This is a genomic window from Lactiplantibacillus sp. YT640, assembly GCF_049745435.1.
Taxonomy (GTDB): domain Bacteria; phylum Bacillota; class Bacilli; order Lactobacillales; family Lactobacillaceae; genus Lactiplantibacillus; species Lactiplantibacillus plantarum.
Genome location: NZ_JBMNVY010000007.1, coordinates 93,239 through 112,236, shown reverse-complemented (window position 1 = coordinate 112,236; position 18,998 = coordinate 93,239). Strand labels below are relative to the sequence as shown.

The 18,998-nt window shown below is 43.9% G+C and carries 19 protein-coding genes; 1 reads left to right on the top strand and 18 read right to left on the bottom strand.

Annotated elements, in window-relative coordinates; translation table 11 throughout:
- Positions 1–4: 4 nt before the first annotated feature.
- From ACOV1R_RS07150 to ACOV1R_RS07120, 7 genes are all read right to left on the bottom strand, one after another.
- On the bottom strand, positions 5–784 hold the full coding sequence (locus ACOV1R_RS07150; protein WP_003644575.1) for a tyrosine-protein phosphatase: 780 nt from the start codon (positions 782–784) through the stop codon (positions 5–7).
- Positions 765–1,472, bottom strand: coding sequence for a CpsD/CapB family tyrosine-protein kinase (locus ACOV1R_RS07145; protein WP_015640554.1), 708 nt, complete (start codon positions 1,470–1,472; stop codon positions 765–767). Before ACOV1R_RS07145 ends, ACOV1R_RS07150 begins: the two co-directional genes overlap by 20 nt.
- Positions 1,473–1,489: 17 nt before the next feature.
- Complete coding sequence (locus ACOV1R_RS07140; RefSeq protein WP_225870351.1) at positions 1,490–1,687, bottom strand: hypothetical protein; 198 nt, start codon at positions 1,685–1,687, stop codon at positions 1,490–1,492.
- Positions 1,688–1,689: 2 nt separating this feature from the next.
- Positions 1,690–2,250 carry a YveK family protein gene (locus ACOV1R_RS07135; RefSeq protein WP_225914090.1) on the bottom strand — a complete coding sequence of 187 codons (561 nt, stop codon included), beginning with the start codon at positions 2,248–2,250 and terminating at the stop codon, positions 1,690–1,692.
- Between the two features lie 422 nt (positions 2,251–2,672).
- Positions 2,673–4,487, bottom strand: a complete 1,815-nt coding sequence (gene uvrC, locus ACOV1R_RS07130) for an excinuclease ABC subunit UvrC (RefSeq protein WP_128485019.1) — start codon at positions 4,485–4,487, stop codon at positions 2,673–2,675.
- Positions 4,488–4,669: 182 nt separating this feature from the next.
- Positions 4,670–5,410: an amino acid ABC transporter ATP-binding protein gene (locus tag ACOV1R_RS07125; protein ID WP_003640790.1), complete on the bottom strand. Its 741-nt coding sequence runs from the start codon at positions 5,408–5,410 to the stop codon at positions 4,670–4,672.
- Complete coding sequence (locus ACOV1R_RS07120) at positions 5,403–6,878, bottom strand: ABC transporter substrate-binding protein/permease (protein WP_003640791.1); 1,476 nt, start codon at positions 6,876–6,878, stop codon at positions 5,403–5,405. The genes ACOV1R_RS07125 and ACOV1R_RS07120 overlap by 8 nt, the downstream gene beginning before the upstream one ends.
- A gap of 205 nt (positions 6,879–7,083) precedes the next feature.
- Here ACOV1R_RS07120 and ACOV1R_RS07115 point away from each other — a divergent pair, with 205 nt between their 5' ends.
- The gene (locus tag ACOV1R_RS07115; protein WP_003640792.1) at positions 7,084–7,254 is read left to right on the top strand and encodes an SPJ_0845 family protein; all 171 of its coding nucleotides are present in this window, start codon (positions 7,084–7,086) and stop codon (positions 7,252–7,254) included.
- Between the two features lie 55 nt (positions 7,255–7,309).
- Here ACOV1R_RS07115 and ACOV1R_RS07110 read toward each other — a convergent pair whose 3' ends face one another.
- From ACOV1R_RS07110 to rpsO, 11 genes are all read right to left on the bottom strand, one after another.
- Positions 7,310–7,717: an iron-sulfur cluster biosynthesis family protein gene (locus tag ACOV1R_RS07110; RefSeq protein ID WP_003644577.1), complete on the bottom strand. Its 408-nt coding sequence runs from the start codon at positions 7,715–7,717 to the stop codon at positions 7,310–7,312.
- Positions 7,718–7,963: 246 nt separating this feature from the next.
- Positions 7,964–8,260: a nucleoside triphosphate pyrophosphohydrolase family protein gene (locus ACOV1R_RS07105; protein WP_003640794.1), complete on the bottom strand. Its 297-nt coding sequence runs from the start codon at positions 8,258–8,260 to the stop codon at positions 7,964–7,966.
- A 1-nt stretch (position 8,261) separates the two neighbouring features.
- On the bottom strand, positions 8,262–8,855 hold the full coding sequence (gene yihA, locus ACOV1R_RS07100) for a ribosome biogenesis GTP-binding protein YihA/YsxC (protein ID WP_003640795.1): 594 nt from the start codon (positions 8,853–8,855) through the stop codon (positions 8,262–8,264).
- Positions 8,856–9,013: 158 nt separating this feature from the next.
- Complete coding sequence (gene clpX, locus ACOV1R_RS07095) at positions 9,014–10,279, bottom strand: ATP-dependent Clp protease ATP-binding subunit ClpX (RefSeq protein ID WP_003640796.1); 1,266 nt, start codon at positions 10,277–10,279, stop codon at positions 9,014–9,016.
- A 294-nt stretch (positions 10,280–10,573) separates the two neighbouring features.
- Positions 10,574–11,896 carry a trigger factor gene (gene tig / locus ACOV1R_RS07090; protein WP_003645655.1) on the bottom strand — a complete coding sequence of 441 codons (1,323 nt, stop codon included), beginning with the start codon at positions 11,894–11,896 and terminating at the stop codon, positions 10,574–10,576.
- Positions 11,897–12,099: 203 nt separating this feature from the next.
- The gene (tuf, locus tag ACOV1R_RS07085; protein ID WP_003640798.1) at positions 12,100–13,287 is read right to left on the bottom strand and encodes an elongation factor Tu; all 1,188 of its coding nucleotides are present in this window, start codon (positions 13,285–13,287) and stop codon (positions 12,100–12,102) included.
- A gap of 214 nt (positions 13,288–13,501) precedes the next feature.
- Complete coding sequence (locus ACOV1R_RS07080; protein ID WP_021357376.1) at positions 13,502–14,416, bottom strand: hypothetical protein; 915 nt, start codon at positions 14,414–14,416, stop codon at positions 13,502–13,504.
- Between the two features lie 62 nt (positions 14,417–14,478).
- A complete protein-coding gene (locus ACOV1R_RS07075; RefSeq protein ID WP_128485018.1) occupies positions 14,479–16,203 on the bottom strand; it encodes a ribonuclease J in 1,725 nt (574 codons plus the stop codon).
- Positions 16,204–16,222: 19 nt separating this feature from the next.
- Positions 16,223–17,095 (bottom strand): 4-hydroxy-tetrahydrodipicolinate synthase, encoded by an 873-nt coding sequence (gene dapA, locus ACOV1R_RS07070; protein WP_003640801.1) that lies wholly within the window; start codon positions 17,093–17,095, stop codon positions 16,223–16,225.
- Positions 17,096–17,212: 117 nt separating this feature from the next.
- Positions 17,213–18,415 (bottom strand): MFS transporter, encoded by a 1,203-nt coding sequence (locus ACOV1R_RS07065; RefSeq protein WP_015380524.1) that lies wholly within the window; start codon positions 18,413–18,415, stop codon positions 17,213–17,215.
- A 136-nt stretch (positions 18,416–18,551) separates the two neighbouring features.
- A complete protein-coding gene (gene rpsO, locus ACOV1R_RS07060) occupies positions 18,552–18,821 on the bottom strand; it encodes a 30S ribosomal protein S15 (RefSeq protein ID WP_003639022.1) in 270 nt (89 codons plus the stop codon).
- Between the last annotated feature and the right edge of the window lie 177 nt (positions 18,822–18,998).

Sequence of the window (18,998 nt, the reverse complement as noted above, 5' to 3'; positions counted from 1 at the left end):
CCTCTCAAAAAAGCCAAAATTTTCGTCGTTGATTTGGTCGCAAGACTTCCCCTAACACTACTGGATCCCCGTTCAGTAGCAGTCTTGCATTCACTGCAAAAGATGCAGGATTGGTACTATCTAACCGTGCTAATGCCTGATAACCTGCCCGCATCATAAATCCTCGTCGTGCCATCAAATGCGCATCTGAAGCAATCACTTGGACCAGCCCGCATTCAACTAATTCCAGCGCTGTACTTTTAACCGCTCGCCCAAATTGCCCAACGAGACTCCCCGCTGTTAGCTGTGCCAAACAGCCCTGCTGCACTAAATCATAGAGCCGCTCTGGTTGTGCCATAATCTGAGCATTTCGCTCTGGATGGGCAATCACCGGAGTCGTCCCTTGCTGTAAGAGCTCAAAGATTACTTGCGCCACGTAATTAGGTACCTGCTCGTGTGGCAACTCTAGTAACAAATAGCGCCGACCAACATCAATTCCTAGCAAGTGCGGCAGAGCTGTCGCCAAATCATCTCGCAAATGGACCTCCTGACCGGCAAAAACGGTCAGTGGAATTTGTTGCCGCTTAAGTTCGGCCTGGAGCTCGGCAACGGCACGCTCGACTACCAGGCCGGTATTCTGATAACGCCGATCTAGATGATGTGGCGTTGCCAAGACGTAATGAATGCCATCAGCCACCGCTTGTCGCGCCATTTCGACTGCCTGAGCAAGCTGCTGGGGGCCGTCATCCAATCCCGGTAATAAGTGACAGTGCAGGTCAATATACTCAGTTGGTCTCAGTCCCATAATAGCCGTACCCATAACCGTGAGTTTTAATGTCCACGTCATTTAAAATAGTCCCGAGTAATTGTGCGCGAGCATTCTTCAAGGCACTCACTGCCTGGCGCACCGCAACTTTTTCGACAAAGTTTTGGCGAACGACTAGGACAGTGCCATCCACTTGACCAGCTAAAATCCGAGCGTCGGTCACGGGCAGTATCGGCGGCGCGTCAACAATCACTAAATCTAACTTACGTGTTGCGACCGTTAAAAACTTGGTCATTCTATCGCTGGCTAATAACTCAGCTGGATTGGGTGGTTTAGGTCCACTCGGCATGACAAACAAATGATCAAGTACGGGATAAATGGCTTCGTTCACGTCCGTCAGTTGCCCGCTTAACCATGAACTCACTCCCCGTTGGTTACTGATCGCAAACGTCTGATGAATCGTCGGCCGCCGCAAATCAGCATCGACAAGTAAGACTTGCAGGCCTTTCTTGGCGTATTCCACGGCTAAGTTGCTGCCGACCGTTGATTTTCCCTCGCCCTGAATCGCTGACGTGATCATTAGTGTTTTCAACGGTTTACCGACCATCGCATAGTTAAGATTTGTTCGGATCGTTTTGACTTGCTCAGTTACGACTGACATCGGTGCCGTCAAAGTTGTTAACTGTATGCCGGTATGCATATTCGCTACTCTTCGCCTCAATTTCATAACCGTTCCCCCCTATGTTAAACTCGTTTGACTGCCGCTTTAACAACTGACGTCACCGGCTGTGGTTTAATCGCCGGTTGGTCGTGAGTCGCTGTGACCGGCTGCTGATGATTAATGATTCCTAGACTTGTCAGCATTAATTCATCTGCTAGGTATTCGAGTGTCTGCACCCGCCGATTGGACAAGATTCGGACACTTGCATACACCAATCCCAAAATCAGCCCCCCCCCACGAAACCAATTAGGATATTGATGATTTTTTTAGGCGCTACCGGCTGATCCGGCGTCTCTGCGGGTGCAACGATCGTTACATTATTGACCCTAATAATATGCTGGACCTGATCTTTAAACGTTGCAGCAATTTGGTTCGCAATCATTGCACTAGCTTTCGCATTTTTATCACGAACAACGATTGAAAACACCTGCGAATTGGCCGTACTGGTCACGCTGACCGTTTGCTTAAGCGACTCAAGTGAGCGTCGAATGTCAGTTTCTGCCATTAAAGTCTGCCGTGCCGGCTTCAACACGACTGGTTTTGTAATTAATTCCTTATAAGTCGTAATCATCTGCACATCGGCTTGCTGGCCCGTCAAATCCGCGCCCGCACTACTGTGTTTGCGGTTCACTAATATTTGAACATTGGCTTGATACTCGGGCTGAATGACCCACAAAGTCACCACTGTTGCAATCGTCCCGCCCAAAATCATTAAACTCAATAATACCTTCCAATACTGACGAATGAGTTTAACAATAAAATCAAAGGTTATTACTTGCTCCATTCCACACGCTCCAATATTTCTTGACTGACTTTTATTAAACGATTGACATTATTGTAGAAAACCAGTTGCAAACGACGCAATAGTTTTCACGAATTTTCATGAAACTCATATAAATACAAGCGAATATTCGACAATCTCTAAATTTAAATTGACATTATAGACAATAATGTTATATTTATTGATAGTTACTGATCAAAATAATATAAATCGTATAATTATTTGACTTTATTTTAGCTCGTATTTACCCACAATTATTTCGATTAAATCATCGGTTACTCCAGCAACCAATGTGCTTTTCAACTAATCACAAAATCGACATTTTTACAAATCAATGATGTTTTCAAGCATCAAAAAAGACCACCTAGTTCGTGAAAACTAGATGGTCTTCTTAACATTAATTACATTAGTTAGCCAGATGACAACTATGTGGCGCCCTTTTGATAATGCTTCGGTGTTACACCACCACCGGCTAATGAAAATTTGACAGTTTGTGCAACGTTTTTAGCAATTCCCAGGGACTGAATCTCTTCCAGTGAGGCACCAGCAATTTTACTCATCGATCCAAATTTACGCAACAACTTATTACGCGTCTTCGGCCCAACCCCGGGGACCTCGTCCAAGCGCGAACTCAATGAATGTTTGGTATGGACTTGTCGGTGAAACGTAATCGCAAAGCGGTGCACTTCATCTTGAATCCGTTGTAATAAATAAAATCCTTGACTCTTCGGATCTAGATGCAAATGCTGATCACCAGCAGAAGCGAGTAGGTCCGCCGTCTTATGATGGTCATTTTTGACCATTGCCGCGACTGGCGTTGCAATCCCTAATTCGTTCTCTAAGACGTCCTTAGCGGCTTCCAGCTGGATCTCGCCACCATCCATCAAAATCAGGTCGGGCAATGCTGCATGCTCCTTCAGTAGCCGTGTATAGCGCCGCCGAATCACTTCACGGGTCGATGCAGCTTCATCAGCATGATCGACCGTCCGCAACTTATATTTCCGATACAATTTTTTATTCGGTTGCCCGTCCGTGAAGACGACCATGGCAGAAACCAAGTCGGCCCCCTGAATATGAGAGTGGTCAAAAGCCTCAATTTTATGACCAGCAGGAATGCCTAAAGCATCTGTGATTTCTTGCATCGCCCCCGTCGTCTTGCGCTCATCCAATTCCAACAACCGGAACTTCTCTTCTAAGACGATTCGAGCATTTTTTTGTGCCATGTCCAGCAAATCCTTTTTCTGGCCGCGTTGAGGGGTCCTTACCGGAATTCCGAGAATGTCACTCAGGACCTGCTTATCAAGACCGTTGGGGACTAAAACTTCGCGTGGTAGAACGTTATTTTTGCGATTATAAAATTGCAAGATAAAGCTCGTCATTTCTTCAGGTGCAGTTGACACTACTGGGAACAAGCGTTTCTCGCGCTTCATCAACCGCGCTTGCCGAATAAAGAAGACCTGAATCGAAAGCCAGCCTTTATCAAGATAGAAATTAAACAGGTCGCGGGGCGTATTATCGTTTGAAATAATTTTCTGCTTTTCAACCGTCATTTCAATATAATTCAGTTGATCACGTAATTCAGCGGCTCGTTCAAATTCTAGGTCAGCGGCCGCTTGATCCATTCGTTTAGTTAACTGCTTCTTGACCGTTTCAACGTGACCATTCAAAAAGGATTTAATCCGCTTGATCTGAGCGTCATATTCTGCCACCGGCACCGTTTTAAAGCAAGCTCCCAAGCATTGGCCCATATGATAATAGAGACACGGCCGCTTCTGGAAACCATGGCAACGCCGCAACGGATAGACCTTCTGAATAAAATTGACCGTTTCCTGAGCCGCGTAAACATTGGGATATGGCCCAAAGTAGTAGCCACCATCTTTACGAACATCACTGACGATCAGGATCTGGGGGTCTCGTTCATTGGTAATCTTAATGTACGGATAACCGGTTCCCTTTTTTAATTTAATATTAAAGTACGGTTGATGTTTTTGAATTAACGTAATTTCTAGCAGGAAGGCTTCCTTATCCGTTGAGGTCACAATAAACTCAAAGTCCGCAATCTCTGATACTAACCGCGCGGTCTTACCAGTATGGCTGCTTTTGAAATATGAACGCACCCGATTTTTCAAGTTCTTGGCCTTACCCACATAAATGATCTGACTGTTTAAGTTCTTCATCAGATAACATCCTGGTAAGTCCGGTAACAAGGATAACTTATGTTCAATATGCGCGGATGCCATAACACACCTTCCCTTCATTTAGATTAGCATTATTAGTATACCGCCTGCTAGCATGGGGCTCAACCAAACAGCCCGGAAATATGATTTTTATTATGACCGACTATTCATCACTGTCGCTACTGATCACAGTGTAGCAAAAAACCGGTAATCAGCAACTGAGCTGATTACCGGTTATGTGTTGTTTACATCAAAATTTTAGAAAGAAAATCTTGGGCCCGCTCTGTTTGCGGGTTCGCAAAGAATTCCTCAGGCGTATTATTCTCCTGAATATAGCCATCAGCCATGAACCAGATTCGATCCGCTACTGACTTAGCAAAACCCATTTCGTGAGTGACCACAACCATGGTCATCCCATCCTTAGCAAGTTCTTGCATCACGTTTAACACTTCCCCAACCATTTCCGGGTCCAAGGCAGACGTTGGTTCGTCAAACAGCATCACTTCAGGGTTCATCGCCAACGCACGAGCAATCGCCACCCGTTGAGCCTGACCACCTGAAAGACTACTTGGAAAGGCATCCGCATGATCGTCCAACCCAACGCGTTGCAATAATTCGTGCGCTTGCTTAGTCGCCGCGGCATCATCGACATGCTTGACCTTCATCGGCGCCAATTTAATGTTTTCCAATACAGTCATGTTGGGAAATAGATTAAACCCTTGGAAAACCATTCCCATTTTTTCACGTAGCGCGTTAACACTCTTCGTATCCAAAGTTGTGAGATCTTGACCTTCGAAAGCGACTTGACCACTTGTGGGCGTCTCGAGTAAGTTTAAACAACGTAAGAAGGTACTCTTCCCACCACCAGAAGGACCAATCACCACGATCACCTGACCGGGTTCAACTTTTTCTGTAATATCCTTTAAAACGTCATTTTCACCGAAGCTCTTCGCAAGGTCTTTAACTTCAATTACTGGTTTAGTCATGTTGCATTCTCCTTTCGAAGTAGTTCAAGATCCGTGAAGCGGTAAAGGTTAAGATGAAGTATAGCACCATAATAACAACGATCGGTGCAACCCCCCGGTACGTATCTGAACGAACAATGTTACTTTGATAAATTAATTCAGTGACCCCAATAATCGAAACGATGGAACTATCCTTGATCAACGTAATAAATTCGTTCCCAAGTGATGGCCAAATGTTCTTCAATGCTTGTGGCAAGACCACGTAACGCATCGTTTCACCGTTGGACATTCCTAAACTCCGAGCAGCTTCCGTCTGCCCAACATCGACGGAATTAATCCCGCCACGAATATATTCAGCAACGTACGCACCAGAGTTCAAGGAAATCGCAATAATCCCAGAAGTCAGTGCTGGTAAATTGACGAATAACCCAAGTCCGAAGTACACAAACATCACTTGGACCATCATTGGCGTCCCACGAATAAATTCAACATACGCAGTTGCTAACCACCGAATGGCAGTCTTAAGTGGATTTCCTTTAGCCATCCGTGCTAATGCCAATAAAATACCGATGATAAAACCGAAGAAAACGGAGCAAACCGTAATGATTAACGTATATTCGATCCCGGTTGCAAAAGCCTTCCAGTAATGTCCCATTGACGTATTAACGGTATTGGTCTTCAAATACTTGCCGGCTGCCGGTAAGTATTGCTTTTTAACGAGGTTCTGTTTCTTAATCCGATCAACGGTCTTATTGACTTTGTTAACAAGACTAGTTGAACCTTTCCGAAATGCGATCGCCGAACTCGTTGCACTAGAGCTCATGTTGAAGTCACTAGGAATAGCAACCAAACTCTTATTGTTTGCAACATAGGCTTCTGCAGAAGGCTTTTCCATAGCAACCCCATCAACTTTGTGACTCTGAAGTGCCAAAATCAGATCAGATTGTGAAGTCATCCCTTTAGCCTTGGCAGTCGTTTGGTTTTTGACGGCATTATATTGAGTCGTTCCAGTTTGGGCACCCAACGTGCCATTCTTGAATGAATTCTTATTCTTGTACTTGCCCTTATCAGTCTTATTGATGACAATATCGTAGCCACCTTGATAATAAACGTGGGTAAAATCAACATTTTTCCGCCGTGAAGGGGTTGGGTTCATCCCAGAGATAATCATATCAACCTTGCCAGTTTGGAGTGCCACTAGCAATGAGTCAAATGACATGGATTTGATCTTCAGCTTCACGCCCAGATCCTTAGCAACTTGTTTCCCAATCTGAACATCCATCCCAACGATCTTACTCTTACCGTTGACCGTTGCTTGAAACTCATACGGTGGATAATCAGGCGACGTCCCCATTACTAAGACGCCCTTTTTCTGAATTTGTTCTAATGAATTATCGGCCGCTTGCGCATGTTGCGTCTGTCCGAGTGGGACGACGGTCATGATCAGGGCCACAATAATGGCTAAAAACCACCCAAATCTTTTTTTCATAGGTATTCTCCTCGTTTTGTAATTTACAAGAATAAAGTATAACCGCATATGATTATTTATGCAAGTATTTTTGAGAATTTCTTTATTTTATGCATAAACAAGTCGTTTATACACGTTTTGACCCATTGATTATGCATAAAAGACGAATAACTGACAAATTGTCGGAAATTTGCTATGATAGGCGTTAATCGAAAGGAATGATTTTATGAGTTTAAAAGTACAGCGTCAAGATAACCTTGATAAGCTATTCGACAAGTTTGCCATTGGTCCTGACGATAAGGATAAACTCACCACTAAAGCGGTTCAGGATACTATTGACGAACATGCTAAACGCAAAGAAAATAAGGCAGCTGATAAAAAGGACGCCCATAAATAGCAGTCAAAAAAAACGCAATGGCAGTTAGCCATCGCGTTTTTATTTGAATAACTATTTAGCAAATTTTAGTCCCGATTGTTTGCATCTTTTCGCGCCGCTCTGCTTCCGTTTCTGGTGAAACATCGCGCCAATCAACAACAGCCAAAGCACCGTCGAGCATCCCGCTATCATCCTTGAGCGCTAAAGCATTATGCCAGCGAGAAATGTTGAGGCCGTTCCCCAAGTAGGCTTCATCAGCCGGTGCAACGTGCATCACATAACCAGCATTATTTTCTAATGGCGTGGTATAGTCGGGATCAGCGGCTTTAAGAATAACTAACTGAAACTTATTACCAATGGCACAGCTACCGCCTAAACTCGAATATTTGTTAGAACCATCGTCAGTTGTTAAAATTACTTGACTCCCTGCCGGAATCTTATCTGCAAGGTAGGCTTGAGCATCGTCTTTGATATTAATCTTCATAGTTAAGCATCCTTTCCGTTTCAAAAACATTTAAGTTGTACACAACTCTTTTACAGTCTTTAATTTACGCTATTTCAGCTGCAAATGCAATTAATTTACCTAGAAAAGTGAAAATAAACAGCCGAACTCAATAATGACACAATTTTTGCAAATGATATGTGGTCGTCCGTCGCAATAAAAAAGAGTTGGGCTGCCAGCCTTACCTGCTGACAGCCCAACTCTTCAGGTTAGACCACTCTTCACCGACTATTTAACTGGTTTACCATTCGGGTACTTATCGTTGAGTTTAACAATATTTTGTTGCGCAACTTCTTCGAACGGAATATCCGCCCATTCAGCAACTTGTGATAAGTACCATAACACATCGCCCATCTGTTTCGTCAGCTGATCTTTATTCAAACGTTCACCATGAAACGTATACTTTTTGACTAAGTCAACGACTTGACCAGTCTCTGAAGCTAATCCCAGCGATAAGTTCGTCAGCACCTGCTCATTACCATATAATGTCCGATTTGCTAACGACTGATACTCATTAAATTCCAAGTTAGTTGCCTCCCACAGTGTGCGCTTCGATCCATTGCCAAACAGCATCCTTGCCTTCTTTGGTCTTAGCTGAAAAGGCGATAAAATCGTCTTCAGCTTGGAAGTTAAGCGTCTTTTTAATTAAACTTTCCTGTTTGTTCCACTTACCACGCGGAATTTTATCACTCTTAGTTGCCACGACCAGTAATGGCATCTCATAGTAACGCATCCACTCGTACATTGCGACATCGTCTTTAGTTGGCGCATGACGTGCATCGACTAGAATAACGACACCTCGCAGTGTCTCTCGGCTTGTTAGATACGTCTCAATCATTTGTCCCCACTTCTCACGTTCCTTCTTAGATACCTTAGCATAACCGTATCCCGGAACATCGACGAAGTATAATTGATCTTCAACTTTATAAAAGTTCAGTGTTTGGGTCTTCCCAGGTTGACTAGACGTCCGCGCATAGCTATTGCGGTTAATCAACACATTAATCAGGGATGATTTTCCGACGTTAGAGCGCCCCGCTAACCCAATTTCTGGAAACCCAGTAGTCGGGTACTGGCTCGGCGCTACCGCGCTCATGACAAGTTCAACGTTATGCACTTCCATCGAATTAACTCCTTCTGCAATCGTATTGCATTCATTTTACCATAATTTTTGCAGCGGGTTGTCATCCGCGCTCAAATTCGATTTAAACAGCACTCAGGACCGCGAATGAAAACTCATCGCGGTCCTGAGTAATGTCTATTGATCTTCTGAACGAAACGTTAGGAAGCTTTTTGATCAGCTAAAACCAGTTCTGGTTCAGCGTGATCAGCAACCGTCTCGCGAGTAATAATCACCTTTTTAACATCTTCACGACTTGGAATATCATACATAATGTCCCGCATCGTGTCTTCAATAATCGAGCGTAGACCCCGAGCACCAGTATTACGTGCTAAGGCTTCTTGCGCGATGGCACGTAAAGCGTCATCGTTAAAGTCTAATTCTGCACCGTCTAGAGCAATTAGGCGTTGATATTGCTTGACAAGCGCATTCTTTGGTTCCGTTAAGATCCGGACCAAATCATCTTCCGTTAAACGTTCTAGCGCAGTCAAGATTGGAAGGCGCCCAATAAATTCAGGAATTAAACCGAATTGTAAGAGGTCTTCTGGCACAACTTGTTGCATGAGACTCTTGGAATCGTCTAGAACGGCATTCTTACCATCGGTGTCCGTACCGAAACCAATCGTTTTATCGCCTAGGCGACGTTTGACGATGTCTTCGATTCCATCAAAGGCCCCACCAACGATGAATAAAATGTTGGTCGTGTCAATTTGAATAAACTCTTGTTGGGGATGCTTACGCCCGCCCTGCGGTGGCACATTGGCAATCGTACCTTCCAAAATCTTCAAGAGGGCTTGTTGAACCCCTTCACCGGAAACATCCCGTGTAATTGAGACATTTTCACTCTTCTTGGCGATCTTATCGATTTCATCAATATAAATGATCCCTTTTTCGGCACGTTCAACGTCGTAATCCGCATTTTGCAGTAATTTCAGCAAAATATTTTCAACGTCTTCACCAACATAGCCGGCTTCGGTTAACGTCGTGGCATCCGCAATAGCAAATGGCACATCCAAAATTCGCGCTAAACTCTGAGCTAAGAAAGTCTTACCAGAACCAGTTGGTCCCACTAAGCTAATATTACTCTTTTGTAATTCAGGACCATCTTCGGTCTCTTCATCATTATCAGCCATGGCCTTAACCCGCTTGTAGTGGTTATAAACCGCAACTGATAGGGTCCGCTTAGCTTCATTTTGGCCGATCACGTATTGGTCTAACTCGTCTACAATTTCCTTTGGCGTTGGGATATCTGTTAATTCATGGGTTTGTTCTTCGCTAAACTCTTCATCGATAATTTCTTTACATAAATCGATACATTCATTACAGATATAAACGCCGGGGCCAGCCACGATCTTTTTAACTTGATCTTGTGATTTACCACAAAATGAGCAGTTCACAGGGCCGTTTGTCTCGGTATTTTCAAACATTCATTCTCACCTCATCGATGTATTTACATGGATTAATCATAACAGAAAAACTGAGCTAAAACCAGCTTAGGCACTGTCTTCTACGTCCACTACTATAACATGGACGAACCTAAACCCGAAATTATCTGTTCAATCATCCGGCTAACCACTTTGAAAACCGAATGATTCTCGCAGTAAATCACAGGCGTCAGCCAAATAGCTATTAAATTAATCTTACGATTAGCTGACGCTATGTAAAAGGGTCTCGGAAGAATTATTCTTCCAAGACCCTCGACTTGTATCTAATTGAATTAATTAGTTCTTGTCGCTGTCGTCTTTTTTGTCTTCTGCTTTGGCATTTTGCTTAGCAGAATCCGCAATCAAGTCAACGGCTTGGCGAATCGCAATGTCATGTGACAACATGTCATCCGTTAAAGCACCACGAACAGCACTTTCTTCCATGTTGTATTGACTAGCTAAATCCTTAACTTCGGCCGCAATTTCATCCTGAGATGGCTTGATGTTTTCAGCTTCAACAACCGCTTCTAAGACCAAGTTAGTCTTAACCCGACGTTCAGCATCAGCAGCAAATTGCTTGTGCAAGTCGTCTTCAGTAGTACCAGTCAACTTGTAGTAAGTCTTTGGATCGATACCTTGTTGTTGCATATTAGCCAAGTATTGATCCATTTGACGATGAATATCGTCTTCTTTCATGGCATCAGGAATTGCTTGAATTTCAGCATTGTCAACCGCTTGGTTTAAAGCTTCGTCTTCAATTGCATCATGCGCAGCGGATTCCTTTTGTTCCTTAAGTTCGTCCTTGATCTTAGCTTTTAATTCTTCAAGTGTGTCAACATCTTCGTCAACATCCTTGGCAAATTCGTCATCTAATTCAGGGAGTTCCTTAGTCTTGACTTCATGAACTGTCACTTTGAAAGTGGCTTCTTTGTCTTGTAAGTCTTCAGCTTGGTAATCCTTAGGGAACGTTACCTTAACTTCAGTTTCGTCGCCAGCCTTGACACCAACTAATTGGTCTTCAAAACCAGGGATGAATGAGTTAGAACCTAATTCAAGTGAGTAGTTTTCTGATTCGCCACCTTCAAATGGTTCGCCATCAACGAATCCTTTGAAATCAATAACCACCGTATCGCCCTTAGCGGCTGGTTGGTCTTCCTTCAGAACTAATTCAGCTTGTTTTTCACGCCGTGATTCTAATTCGGCATCAACATCCTTAGCATAAACGCGAGTATTTTGACGCGTTACACTAAGTTCCTTGTATTGACCAAGCTTAACTTCTGGTTTAACCGTTACAACGGCCTTTAATACCCAAGGCTTACCTTTTTCCATGCTATCAACATCGATTTGAGGTTGATCAACTGGTTCGATTTCAGTTTCCTTGATTGCTTCTTCATATGCCTCTGGGAGCACGATGTTTAAAGCATCTTGATAAAGTGCTTCTTCACCATACATTTGATTGAAGATTTGACGTGGAACCTTACCCTTACGGAAACCAGGAACATTTAAGTTCTTTTTAGTCCGTTGGAAGGCCTTGTCGATACCTTCACTAATTTTATCAGCACCAATTTCGAATGTTAATTCGCCTTGGTTGCCTTCTTTCTTTTCCCACTTTGCAGCCATTGTATTCCCTCCGAAACATTATAATTTCTACAATTCTAGTCAATTGCATACTTGTTAAGTTTAACCTATCGACACCGTAAAGTAAACCAAATTGGCTAAAAAAGCGCGTAAGCTCGCGATTTATTGTTCGTTTTTCTTAAAAAAAGCGACTTGGAAGAAGACTTCCAAGTCGCTTAGATCAATCAATGAAAATCAGTTAGAGATTAGTCATCAATTTCTGAAACAACACCGGCACCGACAGTATGACCACCTTCACGAACCGTGAACTTGGTACCCTTTTCGATGGCAGCTGGTTGAATCAATTCAACAGTGAACGTTACGTTGTCACCAGGCATAACCATTTCAACGCCGTCTGGCAATTCAATAACACCAGTGATATCAGTGGTGTGGAAGTAGAATTGTGGACGATAGTTTGAGAAGAATGGCGTATGACGGCCACCTTCTTCTTTGCTCAAGATATAAACTTCACCCTTGAACTTCTTGTGAGTTTGGATCGAACCTGGCTTAGCCAAAACTTGGCCACGAACAACTTGTTCACGGTTAACACCACGTAATAACGCACCAACGTTATCCCCGGCTTCACCTAAGTCAAGTGTCTTACGGAACATTTCAAGACCCGTAACAGTTGACTTAAGAACATCTTCGTGTAAACCAACGATTTCAACTTCGTCGCCGACCTTAACAGTCCCACGATCGATACGACCAGAAGCAACAGTCCCACGACCAGTGATTGAGAAGACGTCTTCAACAGGCATCAAGAAAGGCTTTTCAGTATCACGAACTGGAGTTGGGATGTATTCATCAACAACATCCATTAAGTGCATGATAACCTTTTCTTGTTCTGGGTCGCCTTCAAGTGCTTTAAGCGCTGAACCACGGATAACAGGAATATCGTCACCAGGGAAATCGTATTCTGAAAGTAATTCACGTACTTCCATTTCAACCAAGTCAACTAATTCGTCATCGTCAACAAGATCAGTCTTGTTTAAGAAGACAACGATATAGTCAACACCAACTTGGCGAGCCAAGAGGATGTGTTCACGCGTTTGTGGCATAGGACCATCAGTTGCGGCAACAACTAAGATCGCACCGTCCATTTGAGCGGCACCAGTAATCATGTTCTTAACGTAGTCAGCATGTCCTGGGGCATCGATATGAGCGTAGTGACGCTTTTCAGTTTCGTATTCAACGTGGGCAGTGTTGATAGTAATACCACGTTCACGTTCTTCCGGAGCAGCATCGATAGAAGCAAAGTCTTGTTCTTTAGCCAAGCCCTTAGATGCTAATACCTTAGTGATTGCAGCGGTCAAAGTAGTCTTCCCATGGTCAACGTGGCCAATAGTACCAATGTTTACATGGGGTTTTGTTCTTTCATAATGTTCTTTTGCCATTAATGAAACCTCCTGTGATTTTCGCAAGAATAACGTCGAGGCCAAAATGGTCTCAACAATTCTTTAGTTAGTATTATACTACATCCTAGTGAAAAGGCCAAATCGCGCACCCATCACTGAGAATCCTTAAATATTATATATAGCCTAATCTGATTTGTAAACAGATATTATTCAAAAAATTGAATTTTTGTTAGTAAATTCTTATTACGCACGCTTATGATTGTAAATCAAGGCTAAATTGCTGAATTTTTTGCTGAATTTTCATCATTTTTTCAGTTTGGTCATCAGACGGCGTTATCGTCTGCCCAGTTTGCAAACTAATCAAAAGATCGATCCAAGCCGTGGAATCTGTAATAACCTGTGCAGCGCATGGATATAAATACATTAATTGCAATTGTAAAAGTTCTCGTAAGCTTTCATATAAAAAGACATCTTGATTACCAAGTCGCACTTTCAAAGCATGGTAAACGGCCTTGCTCGTCTCGTCCTGACCGAGTGCGACTAACTTTGCTGGACACAGTGTCAACATCTTCTCATCCAGTAGCCACTGCATCTTGACCGTCTCTGATACTTGCAATTGGTACAGTGTATATAACACTTCTACTCGTGTTAAGGGATGCAAAAACGGATCTACTAATAGAAACTTGGCTGCCGTCAGATAGCGCTCATATGGCAGGTGACGGGCTACTTGCAAACCTGCCACCTGTTTCTGGACGGGCTGGTCAGATAAATGATAAAAATGACGCATTGTTGTGGTCAATGTCGATCCTAGCGTTCGCTCAGCCGTACTCTCCGCCGCTTTTAAAGTTGTGTTTGCAGCCGTAGTCCACGCACTCGTTGGGCGTGCCTTGATCATAATGTGGGCAGAAATGAAGTCATGATTAGCAACCAATGCATTCAGATACAGATCTGCGGCCGCATCGGTTGCTAAATACTGCGCTTCAAACTCACTGGCATAATTAGCTGCTGCCACATATTGTTGATCAGCAACCAACGCTTGGACCAGTTCGTAATTAACTGGTGCCGTTTGCTGTGCCTGATACACTTGCTCCCACAAACTAGCCGCCTTGGACCAATCCTGAGCTCGACTGGCTTGTTCGGCGGCCAATTGTGTTTCAGCTATTGTCATTGAACCTTCCTCCTCTTCATTGTAACCAAAAAAGTCGGAAGTAGCTTCCGACTTTTTTAATACTAAGCTTTAGATTCAGTCTCGACTGGTTTGGCTGGTTTAGCCTTCTTTGTACGCCGATGATGCTGATTAACTTCCATAATAACCGGTAAAATAACTGGGTGCCGCTTGGTCTGGTCCCATAAATAATGGTTCAACTTCTCACGGACAGCCTGTTTTAAATGGCCCCAATCAAGCTCTTTATTATCGAGATTTTCTTGCACCGTCGTTTTGACTAACTCAGCGCTCTCTTGCATCAAGTCTTTACTAGTCTTGACATAGACGAAGCCCCGTGAAGTAATCTTAGGAGTCGCAATAATCTTCTTCTTTTTGCGATCAATCGTGACCACTGCCACGAAAATACCGTCTTCAGACAAAATCTTGCGGTCACGTAACACAATGTTTCCAATGTCACCGACCCCGATGCCATCGATCATCGTATCGCCGACTTCGATTGAACCGGCCAAGTGCATGGTATCACCGTCATAACGTAACTGGTCACCCTTGGCTGCGATCAGGACATGGTCGTCCGGAATTCCAACTTCACGTGCAAAGTCCGCATGAGCATCCAACAGACGATACTCCCCTTGAATCGGAATGAAATATTGGGGCTTCATCATGTTGATCATCATTTGCAAGTCACGTTTAGCGGCATGGCCGGAGGAATTCATTTCATCAGCAATCGCCTTAACGTCCGCATCAGCACGATAAATCATATCACGGGTCTTGGCAACCACGGTTTCCATCGAATGTGACGGTGTGGTAGTAATAAATACCAGATCACCCTTTTCGATATTGACCTTGCTCTCCTGCTTATTAGCCATCCGTTGTAAGGCCTTAATAGGTTCGCCCATTCGGCCCGTTTGTAAAATCACGATTTGTTCAGGTTTAAGTTTATCAATGGCTTTAAGTGGTACGACAACGTCTTCAGGCATGTGTAACTTGCCTAAATCGATTGCGGTCTTCACGATACTCTCAACGTCACCAGGCATTAAAGCGACTTTCCGATTAGACTTTGCAGCGGCATCTAAAACTTGCTGAATACGCAAGATATTGGATGCAACTGAAGCGACAATGATCCGTCCTGGATGATATTTAAACGTTTCTAAAACATAGGCCGCAATTTCACGTTCACTGACCGGCTGTTCATAATTTTCTGCATTAGCTGAATCACTAAGTAACGCCAAGACGCCTTTTGATCCAATCTCCGCCAACCGCGCAAAATCAGTCTGATAGTCGCCTGCGGCCGTCGGATCAAACTTAAAGTCACCGGTATAAACGACCTCACCGGCACTGGTTTGCAACACGATTCCCATTGAATCTGGAATCGAATGGGTCGTGCGGAAAAACGAAACCGTGACCGTGCCAAAATCAATTTCTGTCTTCTCATTAATGATGTGGAAGTCATTAAAGTTTTTAGCTTTAGGGTCCTTTTGCAATTGAATTTTTGCCAACTCAATGGTTAGCTCTGAACCAAACACGGGAACGTTGAACTCATTCAAAAAGTACGGTAACGCACCAATGGCATCAGCGTGGCCGTGGGTCAAAAAGACACCGACGATTCGATCAGCATTTTCTCGCAAATAACTGAAGTCCGGAATCACGATATCAATTCCTAATAACTCATTTTCTGGGTACTTTAACCCACAATCTAAAATATAAATATCACCATCGACTTCGACAGCATACATGTTTTTGCCGTTCTCACGGACCCCACCAAATGGGGTAATTTGAATTTCACTACTCAATTATTTCACCTTGATTCTTCTAAATGTTTAATGTTTTAAAAAGCTGAGCCGTTTGTTCAGTACTCAATGGTAAGATTGGTAACCGTGGTTCACCCACCGGCTGACCCAAATGATTTAAGGCCGCTTTAACTGGCGATGGCGATGGTGCACTAAACAAGGCACTCATCTTGGGTGTTAAGTCCCGTTGATACTTAGCGGCCGTGGCAATCTCACCCTGGTCGATGGCACTAAACATCGCCGTCATTTCGTCACCATAGATATGACTTGCCACTGAGATAACCCCAGCACCACCAATTTCCTTGGCAGCCAAACTCTGAGAATCTTCACCAGTATAAACAAGAAAATCAGCCGGTGCATTTTCGACAATCGCGCCAAACTCTTCCATCGTCGCACACTGCTTAATCCCAATAATATTGGGATTTTGTGCTAATGTTAAGATCGTGGCCACGGTCATCTTCACAATAACCCGGCCCGGAATATTATAAATAATAACTGGTAAGCCACCTTGATCAGCAACCGCTGTAAAGTGGGCAATCATACCAGCTTGATCAGGCTTGTTGTAGTAGGGAACCACCACTAAAGCTGCATCAATCCCCTTAATCTGACTAACCTTCTTAGTAAATGCGATGGTAGCAGCGGTACTGTTTGAGCCGGTCCCGGCCACGATTGGTACCCGACCATCGACAATCTCAGCTGCTTTCTTTAGTAAGGTTAATTTTTCATCTTCGGTTAGCGTTGGTGCTTCACCAGTTGTCCCACCCACCAGAATACCTTGGGTGCCGTGTGCCAATAAATGTTCAATCAAACTTGCTAACCGCTTTTCGTCCAATTGTTGGTGATCATCGAAAGGGGTCACCATTGCGGTCATCAAATCAACGTTTGCAAAGTTCATGATCTAAAAACTCCTCTATTAAAATTTACAAGTACCAGCGTACCTGTTCCGATTAAGTAACTCTCCCCAGTTTACCACATTTTAAAGTAAAGCAATAGTTAGACCATTCAATGCAATCTAATGTGGTCGTTGCTGACTAAAATACGCGACCCACAGCATCAATGCCATCAGCTGTAATCCAGCCGTAACAATAAAGATTGACTGATACCCCCACCAATTGGCAACAATCACGGCTAACCCGGGGCCGACCACGTTACCACAAGCTTGCGCGGACTGATTTAAACTAAACACACGCCCAAACGCTGCGTGTGGGACATGCTCGACTGTCATCACTTGAAGCGCGGGCAATAGTGCCGCATCCGCAATTCCCAGTATTAGCCGTAGCCCGACCAGCCACGCGACCTGATGTACCAAACTAGTCAACAATAAGTCAACAATCGCTAAAATCAAAAAAGTAACTAAGCAACGGCCAGCGCCCAGCCGATCCAGAATGCGCCCAACACGACCAGCCATTAGAATCGTGGCAAGTCCCGGCGCAGCCGCCACAATCCCCGTCATCAAGATAATCGTCTGCGCCGTTGCTTGGGGCGCTAACTGTCCGACCAGCAAGCTTAACAGTGGTGTTATCGCATTGGTCGTCGCCTGAACAACTAGTAACGATGTCAGCAAGGCACAAATAAAGCGACCACCCAATTGATGTAAGATTGGTCGCAATGGTGGTAACGTGGCGCGACTAACTGCCGTCACCTTCTCTTGAACACCCCACCAGGTCATGACAAAGACAAGCGCCATCAAACTACTGGTAGCCACGAACGCCCCCCGATAGCCAACGGTATTAGCCAGAAAGCTTCCCAAAAGTGGCCCCATCAATGTGCCACTGATGCTACCAGTGACCAGTTTACTTAACCACTGGCCACGTTGTTCCGCAGGTACGGTAATCGAAATCAGTGCGTTAGCATTATTGATGTAACCTGAAAACGCTCCCTGTGCGGCTCGTAAAATCAAGAGGACGATCACGTTAGGTGCTAGTCCCACACCGAGAATCGTTAAGGTCATCATGCCAGATGCGCGTAGACACATCAGCTTACGCCCCTTTTGATCCGCCAATCGGCCCCACAATGGTGCGACTAAAGCTTTGCAGGCGTATGTCACGGCAAACGCCGCTGCCCCTAGAAAATTCAACTGGGTCGTTGAATAATCGCCTAATGTCTGAATATACAGCACAATAAACGGTAACGTCATTGCGTTACCTAAATCAGTGATTAAACTGCCAAACCATAAGACCCGAAAGTTACGAGTCAACGTTGCCATTGCTTCCATGAAATCCCCTCATTCACTTTTGAATAAACATAAGTATAGCGAACGGTTGTTTGGGTTTAATAAAGTTTATGTATCGTTTCTGTAATTTTTTACACAAAAAAAGAACCACCCGCAGGCAGTTCTCGTAATCTCAATATTAACGACGAAGACCAAGACTTTGGATTAAGTCACGGTAACGGTTAACGTCTTCTTTACGAAGGTAAGCTAACAAGTTACGACGGTGACCAATTTTCTTCATCAACCCACGTTGTGAATGAAAATCCTTCTTGTGAACTCGTAAATGTTCGTTTAATTCGTTGATGTCTTCCGTTAAAACTGCAACTTGGACTTCAACAGAACCAGTATCGCCTTCGTGACGAGCATACTTGTTAATAAGCTCCGTCTTCTTTTCGCGTGAAATTGCCATGTGTTTCAACCACCTTTCCAATAATTGCCCTAAACTGAGTAAATCGTTGGTGGTGCACGAAAAACTAAGTAAAGGGTTGCTGAACACTTGATATAGTCTAGCAAACTAAGGAGTAAAAAGCAAGTTTCAATACATATCAAGATAAATTACTTTACACATAACGGTTGCATTCAAGCC

Coding starts and splice junctions, on each gene's coding strand:
- clpX (WP_003640796.1), bottom strand. CDS start 10,279: ATGTTTGAAAATACCGAGACAAACGGCCCTGTGAACTGCTCATTTTGT.
- ACOV1R_RS07120 (WP_003640791.1), bottom strand. CDS start 6,878: ATGAAAAAAAGATTTGGGTGGTTTTTAGCCATTATTGTGGCCCTGATC.
- ACOV1R_RS07125 (WP_003640790.1), bottom strand. CDS start 5,410: ATGACTAAACCAGTAATTGAAGTTAAAGACCTTGCGAAGAGCTTCGGT.
- ACOV1R_RS07145 (WP_015640554.1), bottom strand. CDS start 1,472: ATGAAATTGAGGCGAAGAGTAGCGAATATGCATACCGGCATACAGTTA.
- ACOV1R_RS07080 (WP_021357376.1), bottom strand. CDS start 14,416: ATGACAATAGCTGAAACACAATTGGCCGCCGAACAAGCCAGTCGAGCT.
- tig (WP_003645655.1), bottom strand. CDS start 11,896: ATGGCTGCAAAGTGGGAAAAGAAAGAAGGCAACCAAGGCGAATTAACA.
- rpsO (WP_003639022.1), bottom strand. CDS start 18,821: ATGGCAATTTCACGCGAAAAGAAGACGGAGCTTATTAACAAGTATGCT.
- uvrC (WP_128485019.1), bottom strand. CDS start 4,487: ATGGCATCCGCGCATATTGAACATAAGTTATCCTTGTTACCGGACTTA.
- ACOV1R_RS07110 (WP_003644577.1), bottom strand. CDS start 7,717: ATGAAGATTAATATCAAAGACGATGCTCAAGCCTACCTTGCAGATAAG.
- ACOV1R_RS07065 (WP_015380524.1), bottom strand. CDS start 18,415: ATGGAAGCAATGGCAACGTTGACTCGTAACTTTCGGGTCTTATGGTTT.
- ACOV1R_RS07135 (WP_225914090.1), bottom strand. CDS start 2,250: ATGGAGCAAGTAATAACCTTTGATTTTATTGTTAAACTCATTCGTCAG.
- tuf (WP_003640798.1), bottom strand. CDS start 13,287: ATGGCAAAAGAACATTATGAAAGAACAAAACCCCATGTAAACATTGGT.
- ACOV1R_RS07115 (WP_003640792.1), top strand. CDS start 7,084: ATGAGTTTAAAAGTACAGCGTCAAGATAACCTTGATAAGCTATTCGAC.
- yihA (WP_003640795.1), bottom strand. CDS start 8,855: ATGGAAGTGCATAACGTTGAACTTGTCATGAGCGCGGTAGCGCCGAGC.
- ACOV1R_RS07150 (WP_003644575.1), bottom strand. CDS start 784: ATGGGACTGAGACCAACTGAGTATATTGACCTGCACTGTCACTTATTA.
- dapA (WP_003640801.1), bottom strand. CDS start 17,095: ATGAACTTTGCAAACGTTGATTTGATGACCGCAATGGTGACCCCTTTC.